Raw genomic sequence first — 23,028 nt, 5'->3', positions numbered from 1 at the left:
ATCATTCCCCAATCAAATTGAATTATGAAATGAAACAAAATTATTCAAAAACACCATTACGAATAATTTCTACCTCAACATTTATGTTTACTTTCATTTCCTTAAACATTTCACTCCATTTTTTGTCAGTAAGCGATGCATCTCGAACTTGCGCTCTGTATTGTTCGCCAAAGCCGTAGATATCCGAATTAACTTCCTGACTATAAGCAAGAATTCTGGTAATTTCATTCTCGATTTTTTGATTCATTGCTTTCTCGATTTTTTCTAACAATTTAGAATCAGTAGTCGATATTAAAGAATTAATTTCTAATAACCGACAATTGATTTTAATATTTAAATCAAATTCGTTTTGTTTAGGATTAACTACCTTAATCTTTCTTTTGGTATAAATTGAATCCACGGCAATTTGTAATTGTTTTTCTTCGAATTTGGATGAATCTATTCTTTCTCCATCTAAAACGAGCTCAAGAGTACTGTTCTCAAAGTTGTCCTGCACCATCATTATATAGAATATATCACCTGCCGGTAGTTCCCCGACCATTTTTCCGTGCCGAAAAAGTGCAATCCCATCAAGTTGGATAAACTCACCCTTTTTACGAAGTACAGGTAAAGCAAAATTTCGCACTTCCGAGTAATTATCTCGAACAATTTCATGTAATGATGAGGATATCGTATATTGTTGATTGACATTATGATCAATTAAGTTAAAGATGTGTTGCCCGATATCAGTAACATCCTTATATGGATACTCTAGGAGTGACTTTGTTGTACCTTTCACAACTGCCAGATAAATACTTGTACTAATTTCATTATTCATCATTGTTGTGTGTATAGCCTCTTCAATGCCTTTTTTTGCTAAATCTTCTCCGAATAAAATTACCCTCATCTGACCAGCTGCCAATGCTTTTGCTGTTTTCATGTCCACTTTGACACGTGTCCCTTTACTTGTACTTTCAGTTTCTGATTGAACTTCCACTTTACTCTCAAGGTCTGGGTTGATTTGTCTTATAACAGAGGTAGCAGTCACTTTACTTTCCTCTTCCGTGTCATAACCAACTAACGTCACTAAACCTACCCTTTCGAGAATTTTTGGTTCGGCACATCCCATTATCAAAATACAACAACATACCACCAAAATAACAAAATTGATTTTTTTCAATGTTTTCTCACCCCTTTTTTCAATATCTTTTTGGTCAGTGCCAAAATATAGAGGAGGAATGGGTAGATAAAAACGATACAAAAAGCTATTTGAGCAAATATGTTGTTAATTTTATCTATTTGAGTACGCGATTGAAGCGGGATACTAGCTAGAAATATTATTAGACAAAAAATCCAAATAAAAGTTGTCCCTTTAATATTTTTGATTCGTTGAATACCTCTATACGCAGACCAAGAAAATAAACAGAGATTAGGCAATATGATAATCATCCAAAAACAAATGATGAAAATTTCAATTCTTTCAACAAACGGGAGTTTTATAACACTAAATAGAGTAAGGGTTGCCCAGACTGTTCTTTCTATTTGGGCTTCACTAAAGTAAACAAGTGAAACGAGTATGACAGACAAATAAACAATTAAAGTACAAAGAAGCCCAAGATGAACATATTTTTTTACTTTGTTCCTTTCCTTTGCAAAAGGATAGAGCGTATTAATTATTTCAAATCCAACTATCGTAAAGGTCATTGAATATGCACCTTTAAAGATGCTTGTTAAATCATTGCTAAATACAGGTAAAAGATGATTATAATGTGCATACTGCAATGGGATAAACACAATAAATAATATCCATATACCAGATATAAAACTGAAGAAACAGACCCCAATGATAATTCGCAAACCACCAGTAAATGCATAAATCACAAGTATCAGCAAAGTAATTGATATAAATGATTGTGCTAAACCGGGGAATACCCACGTGTTGATTACCTCAATGTAATTCCTGATTACCGAATAGAATGCGAAAGTACAATATAAAACATAGATTAGATTAAGAAAATTACCGATGTATTTACCGAATATATCTTGGTGGATTCCATAGATGTCATTTGATGGATATAATTCATATGTTTTTACCATGACAAAGACAATGATATGTGAAAAGAGAGAAGCTAATATGACGGAAATCCACGCGTCATGGCCCGCATCTTTTACTAGGACTCTTTGAAAGCCATGGATTCCTACACCTATTTGAGCTGCTGAAACAACAAAAAAGAAGAGAGAAGCATTTATTTTTTGGTCATTGCTAATTTGAAGAGTAGATTTCATCTGATCACCTTCTCTTCTTTCGCAAGGTTATCGTTTGTACCCTTTCCTGTATCATTCGCTCTTGCGTTCACTGATTGACGCTTTATTAATGGCAATGGAAGTCTTATAAAACTGTCTGACCAATCTCGCCACCTTGGTGGATAAATTGGTGCCATATAGGGTGCCCCTAAACTTGATTGTCTTAATAAATGAAGCATCAAAAAGCAAAACCCTAGCATAACACCGTAAAAGCCCCAAAATCCCGCTAAGATAATGATTGGGAAACGCAAGATTCTGATTACATTCCCCATCAGATAATTGGGTGTTGTAAATGAAGAAAGTGCACATAAAGCAATAATAATGATTAAGATGTTACTTGTTATTCCTGCCTGTACGGCTGCTGTACCTAATACGATACCACCAACAATACCAATTGTTTGACCGACCTTCGTTGGCAATCTTGCCCCTGCCTCTCGGAGTAATTCAATGATTAGTTCTAAAACCAAGGCTTCTATAATGGGTGGAAACGGAACGATTGCCCTTGATTCACTTAATGGGACTAATAAAGGTTGCGGTATAATCTCATAATGAAAGGTTAAGGCGGCAACATAAATTGGTGTAAAAAAAATAGAAATCAATATCGCCATGAAACGCAATAAGCGAATAAATGTTGCTATTGGCCAACGAAGGTTTTGGTCTTCCCTACTTTGAAAAAATTCAATAAAGCTATAGGGACAAAGAATTGCCATAGAACTTCCGTTTACAACAATTCCTACTTTTCCGCTTAATAGACCGTCACAGAATCGATCGGGTCTTTCTGTTAATAACAACTGAGGAAACATAGATAATGAGTTATCATCAATCAATTCCGATAAGACTGCACTATCAAGAAGGTCGGATACGTTAAGATCACTAATCCTTTGACGAACTGTATTCACATGCTCCTCGGAAGCAATACCGTTGATATATAAAACGGATAATGACGTCTTTGTTTCGGCTCCTACAGTAAACTTTTCATTGCATAATTTAGTATTAGTAATATAGCGGCGAATTACTGAAATGTTTGTCGCCAAGTTTTCATTGAAGCCTACCTGTGAACCAATTACTTGAGATTCGTTCTCTGGAGCGGATAAACCTCTCGATTGGTAGGAAGATATTTTAGCAATGACAAGTTCAGAATGGCCTTCTACATGTATCAATACTGCGCCAATCAACATTTCATATACACAGTGATTAAGCTCGGTAGCTAAGTCTACTTCAGCTATCAAGAGGTTTTCTTTTATAACTTTAGGTGACGCATTATTTACTTTCTCTAAAGTAGGTAATATTTGTTCGTTTAACGTTTTCCCATCGATTAAGAATTCTAGAAATGCTATTGTAATTGAGTCACTAATATTTTTGACAACCAAATCTGCAGGTGAATGTATGGTCTCCTTAAGTTGGTCAAGAAACTCTATTTTCGACGTTGGAATTGAGATGTTTTTAGGTTCCGCTTTGTTCGGTTGCTCATTTGATTTGGCTAAATTCTTTTTATATCCTCTAAACATAAAACTTCTCTCCATTTCCTATCTTTACATAGGATGTCGTTAAAGGATTGAACTATACTTTTAAGTTTTGAATGAAAAAAGGCAATTTTTTCGCTTAGTAAACGAAAAAATTGCCTTATGTTTTTACATTTTAAAAGCTTGCGCGGCAGATCTTAGATTTTCAGCCATGGTAGCTAAATTATCAGCCGAAACTGCTATTTCTTCCATTGAACTATTTTGTTGCTCCGAGGCGGAAGCAATTTCCTGCGTATTACGCGATGCTTCGATTGATATTTTTGATATATGTTCAATTTCATCAACCATTTTTTCCGAGGAGTTTTTAATGTATCGGCTCTCATCCAATATCTCTTTCATATGAATCGAAACCGTGTCGACAGCTTGTGCAATATTTTCAAATTCGCTGCCCGCCCTCATGACTAATTCTTTTCCATCGTTGACGGCAGAATTCCCTTCACTCATTGCTTGAATAGATAAGGTAATCTCATTTTGTATATCTTTAATCAGTTCACTTATTTGGCCAGATGCTTTACTTGATTGCTCTGCAAGTTTACGAACCTCGTCTGCAACCACTGCAAACCCTCTGCCGTAATCGCCTGCCCTGGCTGCTTCAATAGCAGCGTTTAGTGCAAGTAAATTTGTTTGGTTTGCAATTTCTGTGATAACCGAAATAATGTCATTAATTTCAGATGACTTCTTCCCAAGCCCATTGATTGTGACCGATGCAGCATTTGTTTTTTCTTCAACAGTTTTCATATAGTTAATTGTGCTTCCGATCACTTCTGACCCTGAACCAGAAGCATCGACTGCTTGGCTTGAAAGTTCATTGGTCCTCTGGATATTAGCTGCTATTGTCGAAATTCCATTCGAAATATTGGCAACAACTGTCTTAGCGTTATCAGTAAAGCTAACTTGGGTTTCAGTGTTGGAAGCAATTGTTTGAATCGACGCAGCAATCTGCTCAGTTGCTTGGACTGTTTCATCAGAGCTAGCCGATAATTCTTCGGAAGAAGAAAGTACATTATCTGACGCTTTCTTGATTTCAGAGACTAGGTGCTTAATATTATCTATCATAAGGTTAAAGTTGTTTGATAGTTGACCAATTTCATCACGTCGTTTTGTCTTGATAATCGTTGTTGTAAGATCCCCTGTTGCAATTCTTTCCATTTTCGATGAAAGAACCAAAATAGGTTTTGTAATGCTTCGCACAATGATGAAGGTTACTAGAATAATGACGACAGCAGCAATTATTATCATCAGTATTGTTGTATCGCGAAGTGCTATAGAATCAGAAAGCACATCATTAGAAGGTGTATAAATGCTTAACCCATAACCTACAGAGTTGATAGGTGTATAGGTAATAATGTATTCCTCATTCTGATAATTAAATGTAGAGATACCTGATTTCTTGATACTTTTTTCAAGAAATGTGCTTAAAGCGCCAATATTGGCTCCTTCAAATTTACTTCCAACTAAATCTTTAGAAGGATGTTCCTGAATAATACCTTGCCCATCAATTAAAGTGATTAAGTTAGAAGACTCTCCATCTTCCGTTAAATATGTACCAATCAATTCTTCAAGATTTGCAGCACCGGCTAGTATACCTACAATCAAACCTTTGTCATTAATAATGGGTGTAGCCGCAATGACAACTCGATTACCTGTTTCATCCGAAGTTAATACTTCTGAGAAGACAGATTTTCCACCAAATACACTAGGAACATAACTTTGCTCACTATAATCGGCTCCAATACCTCCCTTTAGTGTATGGGCTAGTACTGTGCCTTCTTTATCGATCACAAACATCGTTTCAAACTCGTCAGAACGATTTTCCAACATATTAATATAAGGCAAAATTCGTTCTGCATCCATTGTTTTCATCACATCACTGGCAGCGGCAACCTGCATTTCCGATAATTGCGAATTAAACCATTGTTCGATGGATTGGGCCTTGCTTACTGCAAGTTCCTGCATTGCATTTTGTTCTTTTTCTATCAAAATACCACTATTATTATTTTGAATAAAAGACGCCACAGCTATTAACGGAATAATGGAAATTAATAAAATGACACTTATGATTCTAGTTCGGATACTAATTATCCGACCATGCTTGCTTGAGTCTTTCGGAGTCTTTTGCTTTTTTAGCTTCGTTGGACCCTTACCCTTTTGTACCTTCTGCTTTTTCTGCTTAATTTGGTCAACTTCAGCCTTTTGTTTTTTTGGCTTATTATACTTTCGTAACAATAATGTAGCCCCCCCTGTTGCGGTTCCATCATTCAATTATATAAATAATGAAGTTTGAATTGTAAAACCCTCCCTTTTTGAGTACTATTTTCAGAATTAATTATATACTAAAAATAATTCTAATAAAATATAAATTTAGAACATTATTACTAAATGAAAAATTAAAAGTAGTTATAAAGTATACCTTTTATAATAAAATGATAACTTTTTTAGAATTTATTTCCACTTGCATTAAAAAATAGACACGTTTTAAGTGTCTACTTGAGAGTCCTGCTAATCGATTTGTTTGGCATATTCCTGTGAAGTTCGAATCTCGACTGTTATTGAATTTTCAGAAGTTGTGGAAACAATCATAAAAGGGAACCCGCTTGTATTCTGGAATCTAAAATCAAGTGTACCATAGGAGACCGTGGCATCCCTTCCCTTTGGTACATATCCAATATCACGGGAATGATGATGTCTTTCAACATATGAAACACCTATTTGATCTACTGCGTTAAAAAGAGTTGAAGAAGTCTGACAAATTCCCCCACCAATTCCTGGTACAAATTCGCCATTGATGATTTCCAGTGCTTCTTGATAGCCTGTTTCCTTTGTTCTTGGACCAACAGTTGTATTGAATGAAAAATAGTCACCTACCCCAACAACTACATTTGATATGGCATCGGATGATTGGTTGATGTTATGTGTTCGACCAATAACAGAACTATCAAAGTAGGTAGTATAAGATGCTAGAATCACCTCATCAAGAGTGTCAAACTTAGTACGGTCATAGCCAGTTTCAGTTAAATAAAGTGGTAATTCAACATTTCCTCCTTCTGGGGAAACAGCAAGAATCCTTTCAATTAGCTCACTTTCTTTTAGTACACGCATAGGAGTACCTTCCATAAGGTCACCATGTTCATTCACTTGATCTAGGTGCATCCGTTGGTCATAGCCCTCACTTGATTCCGTACCGCGAGCCAAGTCTTTAGCGAGTAGTTCTATTTTCTGTTGATATGAAGAATAATCTGTATAAAACCCTAGATCTACCGGTGATATTGAAGCAATAATTTCTTCAGTATTCGGGTCAATGAGACTAATTAAATATGTCGGCTTTTCTTCCACTGCAATCTGTTCTTCAATTTGAGTATCCACTTCGACTAGTTCCTCAAGACTGTCTATTCCAGGAGTACTTCCCTGGATTTGTTGTTCATTAAGTGTTCTGTCGCTGCACCCAACCATTAAAATGAACATAACGAAAATAGAAACTATCTTCACTTACACGCCTCCTAATTCGACAATCTTCACCACTTATTAGTGTATTCATCAGGAGATGAAAATGACTCAAATTTTGGGGCTGGCTACTTAAAAAAACTCGAAAATGCACTTAAGTGCATTTTCGAGCTAAGTTAAATTATTATTTGGTTTTTTTATAAATCTTTTGTGAGGAGCTAATCTCTTCATATAACTTATAGTAGCTTGTGTAGTTGAGGGATTCTTTGTTGCCTAGGCACAGTACGCCAAATTTCCCTAAACTATTATAGAAAAGATTATGCACCTTATTTTGTAAGTCTTTGTTAAAGTAAATTAATACATTGCGGCAAAGTATTACATGAAATTCATTAAATGAACGATCCGTAACAAGATTATGTTGGGCAAATACAACGTTTTCCGTTAAATACGAATGAAACTTCACACCTGCATCAGTGACTTTATAATAATCTGAAAATGCTTGTTCGCCACCGGCTTGCAAATAATTATTTGTGTACTTTTTCATATGCTCCAATGAGAAACATCCATTTTTTGCTGTTTTTAAGACATTTGTATTAATATCTGTTGCATATATTTTCGTTTTATCATAAAGTCCAACTTCATGAAGAAGGATGGCCATTGAGTATACCTCTTCCCCAGTTGAACAACCGGCGTGCCATATACGAATAGAAGGATATGTTTTTAATAAAGGGACTACATTTTCTTTAAACGCTTTGAAAAATAAAGAATCTCGGAACATTTCCGTAACATTAATGGAAAAGTCAGCTATTAACCTTTCAAAACAGGTCGAATCATGCAGCACCTTATCTAATAAGCTAGAGATTGTTGTCAATTTTTCTCCATGGACTCGATGCCACACTCGCCTACGTATGGAAGGATAAGCATAGTCCCGATAATCATATCCATATTTTAAATAAATGCCTTCCAGGAGAAGGTAGATCTCCAATTTTTCAAGATCATCTCTCTTATCATGGTTTGGTAAAGTCAATTGGTCCATAGATTTTCTTACCCCTTTAGCTTAATATAACCATACTTTTATAAGAGAAATTAATTGGTCGGGCTCTACAGGTTTTGCAATATAATCTGATGCACCTATTTCAAGACATTTTTCGCGGTCTTCCTTCATCGCTTTTGCAGTGAGTGCAATTACAGGCAGTTCTTTGTGAAGCGGCGTTTCGCGAATTTTTGTAATTGCTTCGTATCCATCCATTTCAGGCATCATAATATCCATTAGTACAAGATCCACATCCGGATGTGCGTCTAACATAGACAGGCTTTCTAATCCGTTCTCTGCAAATACAACAGTCATGCCGGCCATTTCAAGCACACTCGACAAGGCAAAGACATTTCGGATATCATCATCGACAAGTAAAATTTTCTTTCCTATCAGAACTTGATTGGACTGAACTTGTTGATTCCCCATATCTGGAATCTCAGGCTGCTCAAATGAACCATTTAAATAATCTTCAAGCTCGGCAACTAATCTTTCAGGAGAATGCTCGTTTTTTATGATAATTGTATGAGCATATTTATTTAACTCCATTTCTTCTTTACTTGTGAGTTCACGTCCTGTGTAAATAAAGACATTAATATGCTGATTTGCTTCATTATTTTTTATTAGCGCTAATAAATCGAAGCCGTTCGTATCTAGTAAGCCCAAATCCAGTATGATACAATCGATTGCTTCCACTTTTAGTGTTTCGATTGCTTCTTTACCTGATGAAACGGCTTTGATTATGAAGTCCATGTTGCCAATTAGCTCCATTAAGCTGTTTCGTTGGTGAAGGTCATCGTCTACGATTAATAACCGTTTGATATGACTTGTAATCATATTTTCGTGGGGTAATGGGCTACTAATCGTTGGCACCTTATATTGTAAAAGTTCAGTGCCATGATCTAGAGCTGTAGCTGCCACTTCTTGAGAACTAGTGACTGACTTTTCTGCTTGTTGTGCCTCGAAATCACCGACATAGAACGTAAATCTACTTCCCTTTCCTTCTTCACTTTCTACATCAATTTCTCCACCTAAAAGGGTCGCAATTTCTCTACTAATTGATAAACCTAATCCTGTACCTCCGTATTTTCGACTAGTTGTTCCGTCTGCTTGCTGGAAAGCTTCAAAAATTAAATCCAGTTTATCCTTTGAAATCCCTATTCCAGTATCAACAACTGAAAACGCAAAAATTGGTTTACTGTATTTACGGCTTTTATATAAATCTACTGAAATATGTAGGCATACATCTCCACTAGGTGTAAATTTGAATGCGTTGGACAAGAGATTTTTCAATACTTGTTGAATACGTATTTGATCGCTGTATATAGTCGGTTGGATATCCTCTTGGACTTTCACCTGAAAGTTGATTTTTTGATTCTCTGCAATGGCTGCAAAATTATTTTCGACGAATTCAACTAAGTCCTGGATTGACATTTCATTCGGTATGATTTCCGTTTTTCCGGACTCAATTTTCGCTAAATCTAAAATATTATTAATCAAAATCAATAGGTCATTTCCAGACGAATAAATCGTTTTTGCATACTCCACTTGTTTTTCAGATAAGGTTTGACTTGGATTATCCGCTAATAATTTTGATAAAATAATCAAACTATTTAAAGGGGTGCGCAATTCATGAGACATATTGGCCAAAAACTCTGATTTGTATTTTGAACTTAAGGTTAGCTGCTCTGCTTTGACTTCCAGCTCTTTTCTAGCTTGCTCAACAATTTGATTGGCTTCTTCATACTTCACATTTTGTTTCTCAAGACTTTTTGCTTTTTCCTGTAATTCTGCATTTGTTTGCTCTAATTCCTCTTGCTGCATTTGTAATTTAATCTCAGATTGGCGTAAACTTTGCGTTTGTTCTTCCAATTCTTCATTGGTTGCTCTTAATTCTTCTTGTTGATTCTGTAATTCTTCGGATTGAGCTTGAACTTCTTCCATAAGTGTTTGAGATTCTTCAAGTAATCTAGCTAACTGTATTCGCCTCATTACACTCTCTAAAACAATCCCTAAATTCGATACCAATTCATCCAAGAAGTCACGATGCCTGTTGCCTATAGACTTTAGAGAAGCTATTTCGAGCACCGCATTTACTTCTCCTTCAAACAGTATTGGTAAGATGACTACTTCCACAGGGGATGTTTCACCAAGAGCCGAGGATATACGAAGATAATCAGATGGCACATCGGTAAGAACTATGGGTCTTTTCTCAACAATCGCTTGTCCAAGTAACCCTTCACCAAATAGAATAGTTTTCTTCACTGATTGTAAGTCTTTTAATGCAAAAGTCGAAACTAAATTAAATTGGCCATTGTTTTGTGTGTCTTTAACATATAATACTGCAAAGTTGGATTCTACTAACGGCACTACTTTAGAAAGCAATTTTTTCCCTAAATCATTTAGGTCACGCGTGCCAGTAATGCTCGAAGAAATTTCTGCTATATTTGACTTCTTCCATGTCAATTCTTTCTCCAACGCAATTTGTTTATCTAAAGTATCTGTCATTTGGTTAAAGGAGTTAGCTACTTGATCAAACTCATCATTTGATATTACCTCAATTTTCGTCGTTAAACTCATTTTCCCAGCCGCTATATTTTTCATGACTTTAGACATAGTGGTAATTCGTTTTGTATATGAAAATACCTGATTTAAAATAATTGCCATAATGATGATGATCCCAGCAGCTAATACGATGGAAATCATAGTTGTTTCTCTCTGAGTATTCTCTACCATTGTCATCAAAGAATTCTCTAATTCCTCATCATATGCTGATGAAATTTCTCTTAAGACAAGAGTAAAGTTTTCATGGAGCTGCTCAGAGCTTTCATCGATTAGTATTTTTGCTTCTTGTTCTTTATTAGCATTAATTAGCGCAATCATTTGATTTTTATAAATCTCAAAATCATTGTTAACATTTATTAATTTGCTGACTATTTGCTTCTGCGTATCATTTGAAGCATATTGTTCCAAGGTTTGTATATTTCGCTGAACATTCTCTGACTCAACTTCTATTTTAGCAATCTCTTCATTAATAGCATTTTCATCTGTATAGATGATTAGATTTCGTAAATACATCCCTTGGTCTTTTATATCTGCTCGAATTGTACTTGCTAGTACTGATGAATCAAAACTCTTTTGGATCCCATCACTCGTTTTATTTAAATGAGATATTTGGAACCATCCACTAACAAGGACAACTAAAAGTAAAATAGGAAGTGTTGATAATGCCAATAACATTTTTGTCTTTATTTTCATGCTTTGCGCTCCATTCAAAACTCTATAAAACAAATTAACCTACCTAACTTTCTTTTCGTTAATACATGTTTCGTAGACTAAAGCGATTGCTTGAACGCGATCAGAAACATTTAACTTTGAAAGGATGTTTGTAATATGATTTTTAACTGTGTGTTCACTAATAAACAATTTCTCTGAGATTTCCTTGTTGCTTAAACCCTCAACAATTAGTGAAAAGACATCCACTTCCCGAGTAGAAAGCAAATTTTTCTTTTTAATTTTTTGAATTGCCAGCTCAATAAGTGTTTTGTTGATGCCCATCTCTTCATTTTTATCTAAGATGATAACGTTATCTATATTTTTATTATTTTGTGGGGCACTGAGTCTGCTTTCAAGGCTCTGTTTTTCAATAAATTCAATAAATTCATCTGGTGATAATGGCTGACTATAAATGTAGCCTTGGATCTCATCACATTGCATAGTTTTTAACAGTCTGAGTTGTTCGTCTGTTTCCACACCTTCAGCTACAACGCGGAAACCTAAATTTTTTACTAAAGAAATAATAGATTCAACGATAATCCGGCTATTTTTTTGAGGATTCGTTATTTCTTGAATATAGGATTTATCGATTTTAATCGTATCGAAAGGAAATGCTCTTAAATAATTAATAGATGAATAGCCAGTCCCATAATCATCCAGTGCAATTTGAATGTTAAGCTCTTTTATTTGCTGTAATGTCTGTTTGACAATATCCTCGTTTTGTAAAAGTGCGGTTTCGGTAATTTCTATTTCTAACTGGGATGCCTCAACGTTGGAATCATCTAGAATTACTTTCATATGCTCCAATAAATTTCGTTGCAAGAAATGCTGCGCACTAAAATTGACTGATATTTTTATAGGAAGAAGTAGACTATCCTTCCAACTATTAATTTGCTTGCAAACCGTTTTTAAAACCCACTGATCCATTTCATAAATAATATTGGATTCCTCGGCAATCGCGATAAAAACATCTGGCCTAACAACTCCCCAAGTCGGATGATGCCATCTAATAAGGGCTTCCGCATTTACAATCTTGCCAGTCTTTAATTCTATTCTAGGCTGATAGACAAGTGAAAATTGATCCAGTTCAATTGCCTTTCTTAACTCGTTTTGCATCAAGAATTTTCGATAAGATTCAATATTCATGCCGGAGTGGTAAACCTTATATTTATTTTTCCCTTGTTCTTTTGCACGATAGAGAGCTGCATCTGCATTTTTCATTAAGGTATTTGAATCCTCTCCATCATAAGGAAAAATAGCAAGACCAATACAAGTTGTCATATAAAACTCGAAACTATCAATATAAAAAGGGTTTTTAAAGCTATTTAATAACGCTTCAGCAACTTCTAGGCATTCTTCACGATTACTATCTGAAAGAAGAATGACAAATTCATCACCGCCAATTCGAGCTACAAAGTCAGTGTCCCTTATCGAACCAAGAAGTCTCTTAGAAACCAATTGCAGGAGCTTATCCCCTATCACATGACCAAGAGAATCGTTAACTGACTTAAAACGGTCTAAATCCAAATACATTAATCCAATGGTTTCGTTATTCTGCTTGGCTTTGATGAGTGTTTGAAGCATGACATCATGGAACATTCTGCGATTCGGTAAATTGGTTAAACCATCATGATAGGCTATATATTCTATCATTTTATTCTTTTCTTCCAAACTTTTGGATTGTAAGGTGATTTTTTTATTTAATAAGTAGAGTTCTATAAATCTTTCAACTTTTGATTTTAGAATAAGGGGATCAAAAGGTTTCAAAATATAATCAATGGCACCCACAGAATAGCCCATAAAGATATGCTCTGAATCTAAATTATTTGCTGTAATGAAAAGGATTGGTATATGCTTTGTTTTTTCCCTTGCTTTAATAATTTTTGCAGTACTAAATCCATCCATCCCGGGCATCTGAACATCAAGAAGGATTACTGCAAAATCATACTTCAATAAATACTTAAGTGCTTCTTCTCCTGAATACGCTTTAACTAAATTATATTCATCTCTCTCAATGATAGCTTCCAAAGCTAATAGATTTTCTGGTCTATCATCTACTAATAAGATATTTATTCTTTCTTCTTGATTCATATATTCTCCCCATTCTTTCATATAGAATCCTAATACTTTCGTAGTATAAGAATACCATAATATTAATAGGCATGGGGAGATTAAAAATCCCGGTTAACAACAAGAATTAGCCTGATGAGCAGGACTAAAGCAACACACTTAGGTGCTGGGATTTTCAGAAGGCAAAATAACTTTAGTACATGAATCTAAACAATTCTATATAATGTAATCAGATATCTTAAATACAAAATTTCAGCTGATACTATTAACTATTTTTTTCAAGTAGTAATATTTATCTCCATGTACGAAATCACACTCTGAAACTACTTGATTATTTTTAAATTCAGCCCGGAATATGTCTAATATTTTTAGTAATTGGTCTCTCTCTTTTTCATTTATTGAGAATTTAACTCCGTATTCAAAGAAACCATCCTTCACTTCATTCTTCCAAACAATGTTTCCATTAACACCAACACCCTGGTTTAACAATGTTGTCTCAAATTGGTACACCACATCTGGTCGAACGGGTAATTTCATATTGGAAGTGATTTTTAGACCGCCTGGACCTATATTATCGATCACCACTTCCGTTTTTCCTAATTTTACACTTCTGCCTTGGAAAGATGTCAAAGTCATTTTGCTTCTTAACGGCAACAACAAATCGATTCTATAAAACAATCTTCGTTCGACTTGTTCCTGATCATTATCATGATTTTTTGGTTTTAAGAACGCCACTTCTAAAAATAGTTGAAATTTATCCTTTGGTACGGCTTCACTAAATAGATAGCCTTGGACTTCATTACATTCTTGCAGCCTTAAAAATTCGAGCTGTTCTACTGTTTCAACTCCTTCGGCTACAATATTCATATTCAATCCTTTAGCCATAAAAATAAGGGATTTAATAATAATTTCTACTTTTTTGTCTTTCTTGATATGTTGAATAAATGTTCGATCTATTTTAATGGTATCGATAGAGAATTCGGTAATATGTGCCATCGAAGAAAAGCCTGTGCAGAAATCGTCCAACGCGATTTTAATGCCAAGTTCTTTCAAAAATTGAATGGCAAACTCTACTTCCTTCTCATGCTGTATCAATGTTGTTTCTGTAATTTCAAACTCAATTAAGGAAGCTTCAATATCATATTCATTTAAAATGGATAGAATTAAAGTTACCCAATCACTTTTTAGTAACCTTTGGGAAGGGATATTAATGGAAATCGGTACTACCTGTAATTTTTCTTTTTTCCAATTGTGGATTGAACGACAAACTTCTTTAAAAACCCAATCACTAATTTCGTTTATGAAGCCACTTTCCTCGGCAATCGGAATAAATTCACCTGGCGATACTAAGCCCCAAACTGGATGCTGCCAGCGAATTAATGCCTCCGCACTTAATAGTTTTCCTGTTTTAACATCTACTCTTGGTTGGAAATGAAGAACTAATTCATTATTCACGATGGATTTTCTTAAATCCCTCTCCAACTCAAATGTTTTGAAGGAAGAAATATTCAAAGTTGGTGAATAGATATGATAGTTATTTTTGCCATTTTGTTTTGCTCGTAACACTGCCGAGCTCGTATTTTTCAATATTTCGATTGTTGACTCTCCGTTTGTTGGACATTCACTGATCCCAATACTCGCCGATAAGTAAAGTTCAAATTCTTTTGCCAAAAAAGGGGTGCTTAAATGGTCGATTATTTTTTTGGCAACTGATTCAGGATATTTGCGCTCATTATAGTCCCACAATATTAATCCAAATTCGTCGCCTCCTAGTCTGGAAAACAAGTAGGAGCCATTTAGTAAATTATTTACTCTTTCACAAAATTGTTTTAATATAATGTCTCCTATTTCATGGCCGAGTGTATTGTTAATATTTCTAAATCGGTCTAAATCTAGAAACATGACGGTAAAACGGGCAGCTTTTTTTATTAGGCGATCTATTTCCTGGTTAAACAAGATACTATTTGGTAAATTAGTTAGGTTGTCATAGAAAGCTAATTGATTGACTTTCTCTTCATAGTTTTTTTGTTCAGTAATATCGGTGATAATTCCATCAATTCGAATTACTTGTCCATTTTCATTTAAAACCGGGAGCGTTTTGTCATGGACCCATATAATTTCACCATTTTTATGAATGACTCGATACTGTATTTCAATGCCTATGCCTTTTAATACCTTGTTATATGATTGAATATAGAAGGTTTGATCTTCTGGATGAATCAATTTTTCAAACTTGCTTTTTTCGTAAAATATTTCTGCTGGATAGCCTAGGATTAATTCAATGCCTGGTGTTACAAGCGTTATTTTATCGTGCACCGTATCATAAGATCGAATACCGAGAGATAAATTATCATAGATATGCTCAAATCTTTGTTCGGTTTCTAAAAGTTCTTTTTCAGCCAATTTTCTATCTGTAATATCTTGTGTATTGCAAATTAAGCGAATCGGTTTATTTGCATAATCTTTTACTACTGAAATTCTTTCATAGACATAACGTATTGTAAGATCCTTACGAAGAACACGATATTCGAGTGTATCTCCTTTGCCACTTTCTATCACTCCATTAAAATAAGTTAAATATTTTGCACGATCACTAGGATGAACATATGTGAGTCCTTCAGCGATTTTAGGCGTGAAATTTTCCTCTATTTCCCTGCCACAAATAATATAAAGCTGATTCGACCAATAAATCTCGTCCTTTTCGATATCATAGTCCCATGATCCAATATTCCCACAGCTTTGAGCTAACTCTAATTTGTTAACAATATTTTGAATTTTTTGTTCATGTTCGACATATTGAGTAATATCTTTTGCCATTCCATAAATTGAGGTTACTTCTTTTTCGTTATTCATGTAAGGTACAAGCGTAAGCCCCACATTCACTTCATATCCATTCTTATGTTGAACAATCTCAAAAAAACTTTGTGCCTCGCCACTTAGAGCCAGTTTAAATTTTTTCTTAATATCTTTGTGAAAGAACAGTTTGCTAAAGTCGGAATTTATAGTATTTTCTGAGTAGCCGAAAATAGAAAGTAATGATTGATTATAAAGGCTGATTTTACCGTCAAGTGTTAATGTAAATACTGCATCTGGATGTTTACTAAAGATAGTATTGAAGTTCAAGTTGTTTGAGAAATTATTGCTTTCATTCGTTGGGGTGGATTGGTTATTTTTATTTCTTTTCATATTTGGTAAGATTGAAAATCCCATAAGTTTCCTCCTAATCTAAAAATTAGCTTGTTAAGAATTTTATAGTCGTCCTATAGTTGTAAAAAATTTCAATTACTAGAATAATTTCATGATAGACCTTGTTAGAAATTTTACATATCACCGGTAATTCTTATTTTTAATAGGAACCTATTCCTATTTTTAAACTAATCCTTCTATTAACAGTTCTATTCATAAAATATCCATAGGAGGGTTAATTTTTTTAGGTGAATTTTTAATCTTATTCCCAAATATTGCAAATAAAAAATGCCCCAAAGTATAGCTTTGGGACACATCTTAAAAAGGTTTAAAGACCATTAAGAATACGAGTAGGACTAATAAGAAATAAGTTGTTAACGTCAATGGTTTCGTTTTATTAGCGATTTGAATATACTCACTCGGCAAATCTTCACCATTTGCTTGTTCTAGTATTTCAAGCATAGCTCTTTCATATCTCGGTAATAAATAAGCTACGATTGGTTGTGTCATAATGTATAAAACGATTGAAGTTATGTACCAGCCAGTTGTAAATAGATACGGATGAATAAACGCCATTACCAGACCTGAAACTAATAATATAATACTCCCGATTTTTGCTAGTTTTTCGATTTTCTCGTTTACCATATGTGCAGTAAATGCACTTTTCACATTACGGGCACTCTTCATGATTATAGGAGAAGCAAATGTTGCTCCTAGTCCACAAATAGCTCCTAGAATATGAAGTAACAGTAATGTTTTGAAGAGGATATCCAATTCTAATCACACACCTTCCTAACAGATACAGTATGTATACGTTTGGGAAGGCTAAAAAATTTCTCGAACACATTGATTTAAACAAAAATTCAATTATTTTTAGAAAAAGCAGCACGAATCCTATTTGGAAATCGTACTGCTTCGAACTAATCACTTATTAAAAATTCACTTGTAATGTCATATCCCCGCATATAATCAGGCGACCCTGGAAAGTTTTGCATAAATCCATGAATACCACCATCAAATCGTACAAGTTTTACATCCACACCCGCTTCTTTTAATTTCTCTGCGTAAAGTTCCCCTTCATCGCAAAGTGGGTCATATTCCGCTGTAAAGATTAATGTTTTCGGCATTTGTGAAAGGGTTTTTCTATCCGTAGACAGAGGTGAAACATAATGCTTATTTGCCTGTTCGTTGTGAAGTAAATCAGCAGAGCTTTTAGTAATATCAACGCCATATTTTGCGTTATACAGTTCTCTCGATTGAAAATCGCTTCCTTTTATCGTTACATCAATATCCATAATCGGATAATGAAGGATTTGTTTAGCCAAATGGAAATCCTTTGTATCAATTGATTTTAATGCGACGACTGTTGCTAAGTTTCCACCCGCACTCGGACCTCCTACAACAACTTGATCTTGACGACCGCCAAGTTCACTGGCATGATCGACCACCCATTTTGTAACAGTGTAGCAATCACTTAATGCTGCTGGAGCTGGATGTTCTGGGCTCAACCGATAATCGACGGAGATCACTTTAAAACCTGAAAGCTGGCAAAGCAATCGACAGGAGACGTCATGGGATTCTAAACTACCTTGTATAAATCCCCCACCGTGAAAAAAGACAAAAAGAGGATAAAAATCCACTTCATCATCAGGCGTGTATATTCTAACAGGAATCTGATGTGACTCTCCCTCAATTGTCCGGTCCTCTACGTTCAATACTTTTGGCCTTTTGTCTATTGGAGGATTTTCGAAAGGAATACCTTTACTTCTAGCTTCTAAATTTTGTTGGAAAAATTGTTCAATATAATGGTGTAATGGCATAGGCTAACTCCCTTCATTTATGATGTATAAATCGTTTAAAATGGTTAAAAATATTATTTCTTACGGTGATAAGCCGAGATTTGAGTCACTCGAACATTCTTTGTGTTTAATTCGTGATAAATTCCTCGACTATCAGTAAATTCAATGTATTGATCTCTTTCCTTTTGTACGATTTCTTCTGCTTTTTCTTGTGATTCGACATGAATAAATCTTCTTACATAGTGTTGCTCGTCAAAAAAATAAGTCACTTTATATTCTTGCATGGATGGATTCGCTCCTAAAGTTTCTTACTAATTAACATAACCAAGTGAAGTGGCTCTATGAATAGAAAAACCAAGCTAAAAAGGATAATTCCTTCTAACTTGGTTCGATAAATTAGCATTATGATTCAATAAATTCTAGGTTTGGAACGTATTGTGACATATGCTGTTTAATTTCATCATAAATTGCTGCAGCATTCGGCAAGCTTTCGTTTGTTAATTGATACATTGGAATAATCTCGAAGTCCTTCCAATTCGCAAATTTCACATAAGTTGGTAATAACTTTGGATTTTTCACCTCAATTAATGTTTGGGCATTGCCATGTTCATCGTAGGAAACTGTTTTTTCTACTTCTAATTCAATTACGGCACCAATTTGTCGATATAATTTATCCTGTGAGGATAGAAAATTCCCTAAGGAGTGAATGACAAATGTTTGATTTCCTTTTACACCTGTATACCATTTAGCAGGCTGTAACACATGTGGATGATGGGCAAAAATAATATGAACACCGTTATCTGCTGCTAATTGGGCAATTTTTTCTTGGTACTCATTTTGTGATCGACTGTACTCATCGCCAATATGTAAATTTAAAACTACAAGATCAGAGATTTCTCTTGCCCTTTGAATATCTTGAATCATACTATCTTCATCTATATAGCGAAGTAGATAGTCTTTTCCTTCCGGCACTTCTAAACCATTCGTCCCATAAGTATAGGCTAAAAAAGAAAAAGTTATATTATTTACTGTTAAAGTTTTGATTTCCTGCGATTCTTCATAGCTCGTAGCGGCACCAATATACTCTATCCCTAACTCCTTCCAGTAGTTCGTTGCATTTATGATTGCTTGTTCTCCACGATCTAACGTATGATTATTTGCCATATTTACTACATCTACCCCAATGTTTTTTAATGCGTCGGCTAATTCAAATGGACTATTGAATTGCGGATAGCTTGAGATTCCTAGCCCCTGCCCGCCGATAATACTTTCACTATTTGCAACAGTAATATCGGCCCTTTCTATGTATGGTCTCACTTGTGTAAACATATCCGAAAAATCATATTGATCATTTCCGATATAGGCTTCCTTATAAACAGGGCTATGGGCTAATATATCCCCAATTGCCGAGATTGTTGCTGAAAAATGTTCTGACACTTTGGGTTTAGGCTTTTCGATTTCTTCAACAGTTATGGAGCTATTCTCCTCTTCAACAGTATTTTCTTCCACAATTTCAGGATTTTGATTTGGGGTTGTTAAGATATGACCAACACAAAAAACCAAAATTAATAAACCAATCAATAGAAAGTACTTCTTAAGTATTGTCATTCACCTCCTTTGCAAAAAATGTCCCTTCTAATTAATATACATATATTATCAGATTTTAAACTTTTTACAATTCTTGCTAGGAAAGATAACAATAATTTAGAAGGCTTTTAGATGATGCCTTTGAACAGTTTGCCGGGGATTTGACGTGAATGTTTGCTGTAGAAATATTTAGATAAAATTAAAAAAGGAGCTACACAATCTGCGGATTAAAGTATATTATGTGATACTATATATGCTCCAAACTAAATTTTTAGAAGTTGGAAAAGAAAAAATAGTTTTTCGAGGTTATTACTAGTGTGAAAGACATTTTTTAATGAAATCTTTGACAAGTTGTCCTTCATCGTATGTATGAAGACATTTTAGGTTGGAATCTTTAGCAAATTGGTCTTCATGGACCTTATGAAAGACATTTTTCAATGAAATCTTTATCTATTGGTCCTTCATCAACTCTATGAAAGACATTTTAGGTTGGAATCTTTAGCGAATTGGTCTTCATGGACCTTATGAAAGACATTTTTCAATGAAATCTTTATCAAGTGGTCCTTCATCAACCTTATGAAAGACATTTTAAATGTAATTCATTACCAAAGTGGCCTTCATCGCGTGCATGAAAGACATTTTAGGTTGGAATCTTTAGCGAATTGGTCTTCATGCACCTTATGAAAGACATTTTTCGATGAAATCTTTATCAAGTGGTCCTTCATCAACCTTATGAAAGACATTTTAAATGTAATTCATTACCAAAGTGACCTTCATCGCGTGCATGAAAGACATTTTAGGTTGGAATCTTTGGCAAATAGTATTTCATCACTTGCAAAAACTACGAAATAGTTTTCAACGCTTGTTTATCCTGCCTGGTTAGAATAACAACCTCATGCCCGTCGCTAATTAGAAGATGAGTTAATTTATTTCCGATAAAGCCTGAACCTCCAGCAATCGCAACTTCCATCTGTTCACCTCAATTACTAGTATAAAGATAAAACACTTATAAATTTACAAAACCCTTTACAAACGGCAGGGCTTAATCATCTAGAAAAATTCATATAGCCCGTTTGTATTCTTCAAAAAAACAGCTAAATATTCTGGCTTATTTATAAATTTTCGGATTGCTAATGCTTCATCATAACGAGGGTCACCAACAGTCATAGCTCCCACATCAATAAAAAGCTGTACGTTACCATTTAAACAAACACATTATCTGTTGTACAATGACCATGAATCATGGTTTGTTGTACAGGTTTTCAGAAGTCCAATGCTTGTAAACTCAGCGTATCTACCTTTATGAAATCGCATTCTTTTACAAAGCAATTTTCTCGATCTCGGTTATTAATTTAGTTCCATACCCTGAGTTCCTTAAATCTTCATCCATAATAAATGTATGAATCTCCAGCCAATTCCAACATACCTCACTCAGGATTCCGCCACGAACATTGCCGTGATCATCTTTTAGAAATAGACATATTTCTTCATATCTACCTCTCAAATCTTGAGGAAAATGCTTTAAATTAAATCCAAAAAGTTCTTCTTCAATATATAGTTTGTTGGATTTATTTAATTCTTTACTGATTAAAGTGTCATTTTTCTTGCCTTCCAATAACTCAATCTAATTAATTACTCTGGTAATAGGAGATGAATTCCTCTTTTTAAAGAGAATTCTGTAGAACAATAAAAAAGCTGATGACCAATAAATGATCGTCAACTTTTGCTTAGTAAACTTCAAACGTTACTAGATGTTAAATTTATATTTAAAGATATAACCCTGTCCTAAAAAAAAGTTAGACTGGAATTACCATAAGTCAATCTAAATTTAAAAGGATTAATCCCCTAGGGTTACTGTTGGATAATCTGAATAAGGTTTCCACATGTATCGTCGAATACAGCTATACTAATATTACCCATTTTAGTAGGCTTCATAGTAAACTTAACGCCTTTTTCAACTAAACGGTTGTACTCGGCGTCAATATCACTCACCCCAAACATTGTTACAGGGATACCCTCAGCAAATAATCTCTCTTGATACTCTTTTGCGGCTGGATGGTTATTCGGTTCTAGTAAAAGCTCGGTACCAGTTGAATTCTCAGGAGAAACTAGGGTTATCCATCTGAACTCTCCAGAGGGAACATCATGCTTTTTTACAAATCCTAGCGTTTCTGAATAAAATTTTAGTGCCTTGTCTTGGTCTCCTACGAATATACTCGTAACAATGATTTCCATTTCTTTTCCTCCTTTGATAGCCACGGTAGTCAGAAGTTCACTACCGAATTTATTCTTAATTATATCCATCCCTTCAACAAATTTTTAAGTGGTTCGTTGTTGAATATAATGACTCGATATTTCCCTTTTCGACTTGAGATCACGAGTCCTGCATCTTCTAATACGGAAAGATGTTTCGCTATCGCTTGTCGAGAAGTAGAGAGATTGTGATTCATGATCAGGCGGACCGTAAGTTCATACAAGGTCATCTCGCTGCATTTGGATAATTCATCTAACATAAGCCTCCGAGTCGAGTCGCCAAGTGCTTTAAATATAACGTCTTTGTCCCAATTCATACATCGAGTATAAGCAACTATGTAGTTGCGTGTCAAACATAATGATATCGATAAGTGCCAAAGTACAGCTTTGATGAAAATATAAGGAATAAACTTATTTTTCGTGATAATTGTCTGTAGATTCTAAATTCAATTAACAGTCACCTAAAGAGTTGCGAGTATATATTACTTTATGTTCCAATAGATATCCTATTATTTTAAAGAATCAAAATAGTGGGGTTTAACTTAATACTAGAAATTATATCTTTTAAATTTCTGCG

General features: G+C 34.6%; 16 protein-coding genes and 2 pseudogenes. All 18 read right to left on the bottom strand.

The genetic code is table 11. The features are described 5' to 3' along the window. Positions 1-40: 40 nt before the first annotated feature. The 18 genes and pseudogenes from ACFQU5_RS13965 to ACFQU5_RS13880 all read right to left on the bottom strand — a co-directional run bounded on the left by ACFQU5_RS13965 (position 41) and on the right by ACFQU5_RS13880 (position 22,768). Positions 41-1,159, bottom strand: a complete 1,119-nt coding sequence (locus ACFQU5_RS13965; protein ID WP_390288754.1) for a Ger(x)C family spore germination protein — start codon at positions 1,157-1,159, stop codon at positions 41-43. Continuing rightward, positions 1,156-2,265 carry a GerAB/ArcD/ProY family transporter gene (locus ACFQU5_RS13960; RefSeq protein ID WP_390288751.1) on the bottom strand — a complete coding sequence of 370 codons (1,110 nt, stop codon included), beginning with the start codon at positions 2,263-2,265 and terminating at the stop codon, positions 1,156-1,158. Before ACFQU5_RS13960 ends, ACFQU5_RS13965 begins: the two co-directional genes overlap by 4 nt. Beyond that, positions 2,262-3,791: a spore germination protein gene (locus ACFQU5_RS13955; RefSeq protein ID WP_390288748.1), complete on the bottom strand. Its 1,530-nt coding sequence runs from the start codon at positions 3,789-3,791 to the stop codon at positions 2,262-2,264. Before ACFQU5_RS13955 ends, ACFQU5_RS13960 begins: the two co-directional genes overlap by 4 nt. 123 nt (positions 3,792-3,914) lie before the next feature. After that, positions 3,915-6,032 carry a methyl-accepting chemotaxis protein gene (locus ACFQU5_RS13950; protein WP_390288746.1) on the bottom strand — a complete coding sequence of 706 codons (2,118 nt, stop codon included), beginning with the start codon at positions 6,030-6,032 and terminating at the stop codon, positions 3,915-3,917. A 273-nt stretch (positions 6,033-6,305) separates the two neighbouring features. Beyond that, positions 6,306-7,292 (bottom strand): VanW family protein, encoded by a 987-nt coding sequence (locus ACFQU5_RS13945; protein ID WP_390288744.1) that lies wholly within the window; start codon positions 7,290-7,292, stop codon positions 6,306-6,308. Positions 7,293-7,431: 139 nt separating this feature from the next. Then, entirely contained in the window at positions 7,432-8,283 is an 852-nt protein-coding gene (locus tag ACFQU5_RS13940; RefSeq protein WP_390288741.1) for a CheR family methyltransferase, read from the bottom strand. Positions 8,284-8,304: 21 nt separating this feature from the next. After that, positions 8,305-11,538 (bottom strand): response regulator, encoded by a 3,234-nt coding sequence (locus tag ACFQU5_RS13935; protein WP_390288739.1) that lies wholly within the window; start codon positions 11,536-11,538, stop codon positions 8,305-8,307. A gap of 39 nt (positions 11,539-11,577) precedes the next feature. Then, complete coding sequence (locus tag ACFQU5_RS13930) at positions 11,578-13,647, bottom strand: EAL domain-containing protein (RefSeq protein ID WP_390288737.1); 2,070 nt, start codon at positions 13,645-13,647, stop codon at positions 11,578-11,580. A 231-nt stretch (positions 13,648-13,878) separates the two neighbouring features. Further along, the gene (locus ACFQU5_RS13925) at positions 13,879-16,836 is read right to left on the bottom strand and encodes an EAL domain-containing protein (RefSeq protein WP_390288735.1); all 2,958 of its coding nucleotides are present in this window, start codon (positions 16,834-16,836) and stop codon (positions 13,879-13,881) included. Positions 16,837-17,130: 294 nt separating this feature from the next. Next, a complete protein-coding gene (locus tag ACFQU5_RS13920; RefSeq protein ID WP_390288733.1) occupies positions 17,131-17,586 on the bottom strand; it encodes a DUF2269 family protein in 456 nt (151 codons plus the stop codon). 146 nt (positions 17,587-17,732) lie between these two features. Continuing rightward, positions 17,733-18,632 carry an alpha/beta hydrolase gene (locus ACFQU5_RS13915; RefSeq protein ID WP_390288731.1) on the bottom strand — a complete coding sequence of 300 codons (900 nt, stop codon included), beginning with the start codon at positions 18,630-18,632 and terminating at the stop codon, positions 17,733-17,735. 53 nt (positions 18,633-18,685) lie between these two features. Continuing rightward, positions 18,686-18,895 (bottom strand): hypothetical protein, encoded by a 210-nt coding sequence (locus tag ACFQU5_RS13910; RefSeq protein WP_390288729.1) that lies wholly within the window; start codon positions 18,893-18,895, stop codon positions 18,686-18,688. Between the two features lie 118 nt (positions 18,896-19,013). Further along, positions 19,014-20,219, bottom strand: a complete 1,206-nt coding sequence (locus ACFQU5_RS13905) for a CapA family protein (RefSeq protein WP_390288727.1) — start codon at positions 20,217-20,219, stop codon at positions 19,014-19,016. 820 nt (positions 20,220-21,039) lie between these two features. Continuing rightward, positions 21,040-21,168: an NAD-dependent epimerase/dehydratase family protein gene (locus ACFQU5_RS13900; protein ID WP_390288725.1), complete on the bottom strand. Its 129-nt coding sequence runs from the start codon at positions 21,166-21,168 to the stop codon at positions 21,040-21,042. Positions 21,169-21,248: 80 nt separating this feature from the next. Next, a pseudogene (locus tag ACFQU5_RS13895) lies at positions 21,249-21,457 on the bottom strand (phosphotransferase); the annotation flags it as partial. A gap of 6 nt (positions 21,458-21,463) precedes the next feature. Continuing rightward, positions 21,464-21,786: pseudogene (locus ACFQU5_RS13890) on the bottom strand (GNAT family N-acetyltransferase); the annotation flags it as partial. A 263-nt stretch (positions 21,787-22,049) separates the two neighbouring features. Then, positions 22,050-22,433 carry a VOC family protein gene (locus ACFQU5_RS13885; protein WP_390288723.1) on the bottom strand — a complete coding sequence of 128 codons (384 nt, stop codon included), beginning with the start codon at positions 22,431-22,433 and terminating at the stop codon, positions 22,050-22,052. Positions 22,434-22,492: 59 nt separating this feature from the next. Then, positions 22,493-22,768, bottom strand: a complete 276-nt coding sequence (locus tag ACFQU5_RS13880; RefSeq protein ID WP_390289356.1) for an ArsR/SmtB family transcription factor — start codon at positions 22,766-22,768, stop codon at positions 22,493-22,495. Positions 22,769-23,028 lie beyond the last annotated feature (260 nt).

This window comes from Ureibacillus sp. GCM10028918, assembly GCF_042666115.1.
In the GTDB taxonomy this organism is placed as follows: domain Bacteria; phylum Bacillota; class Bacilli; order Bacillales_A; family Planococcaceae; genus Ureibacillus.
Note: the sequence above shows the minus strand (reverse complement) of the source record. Positions and strands in the feature narration are given on the sequence as shown.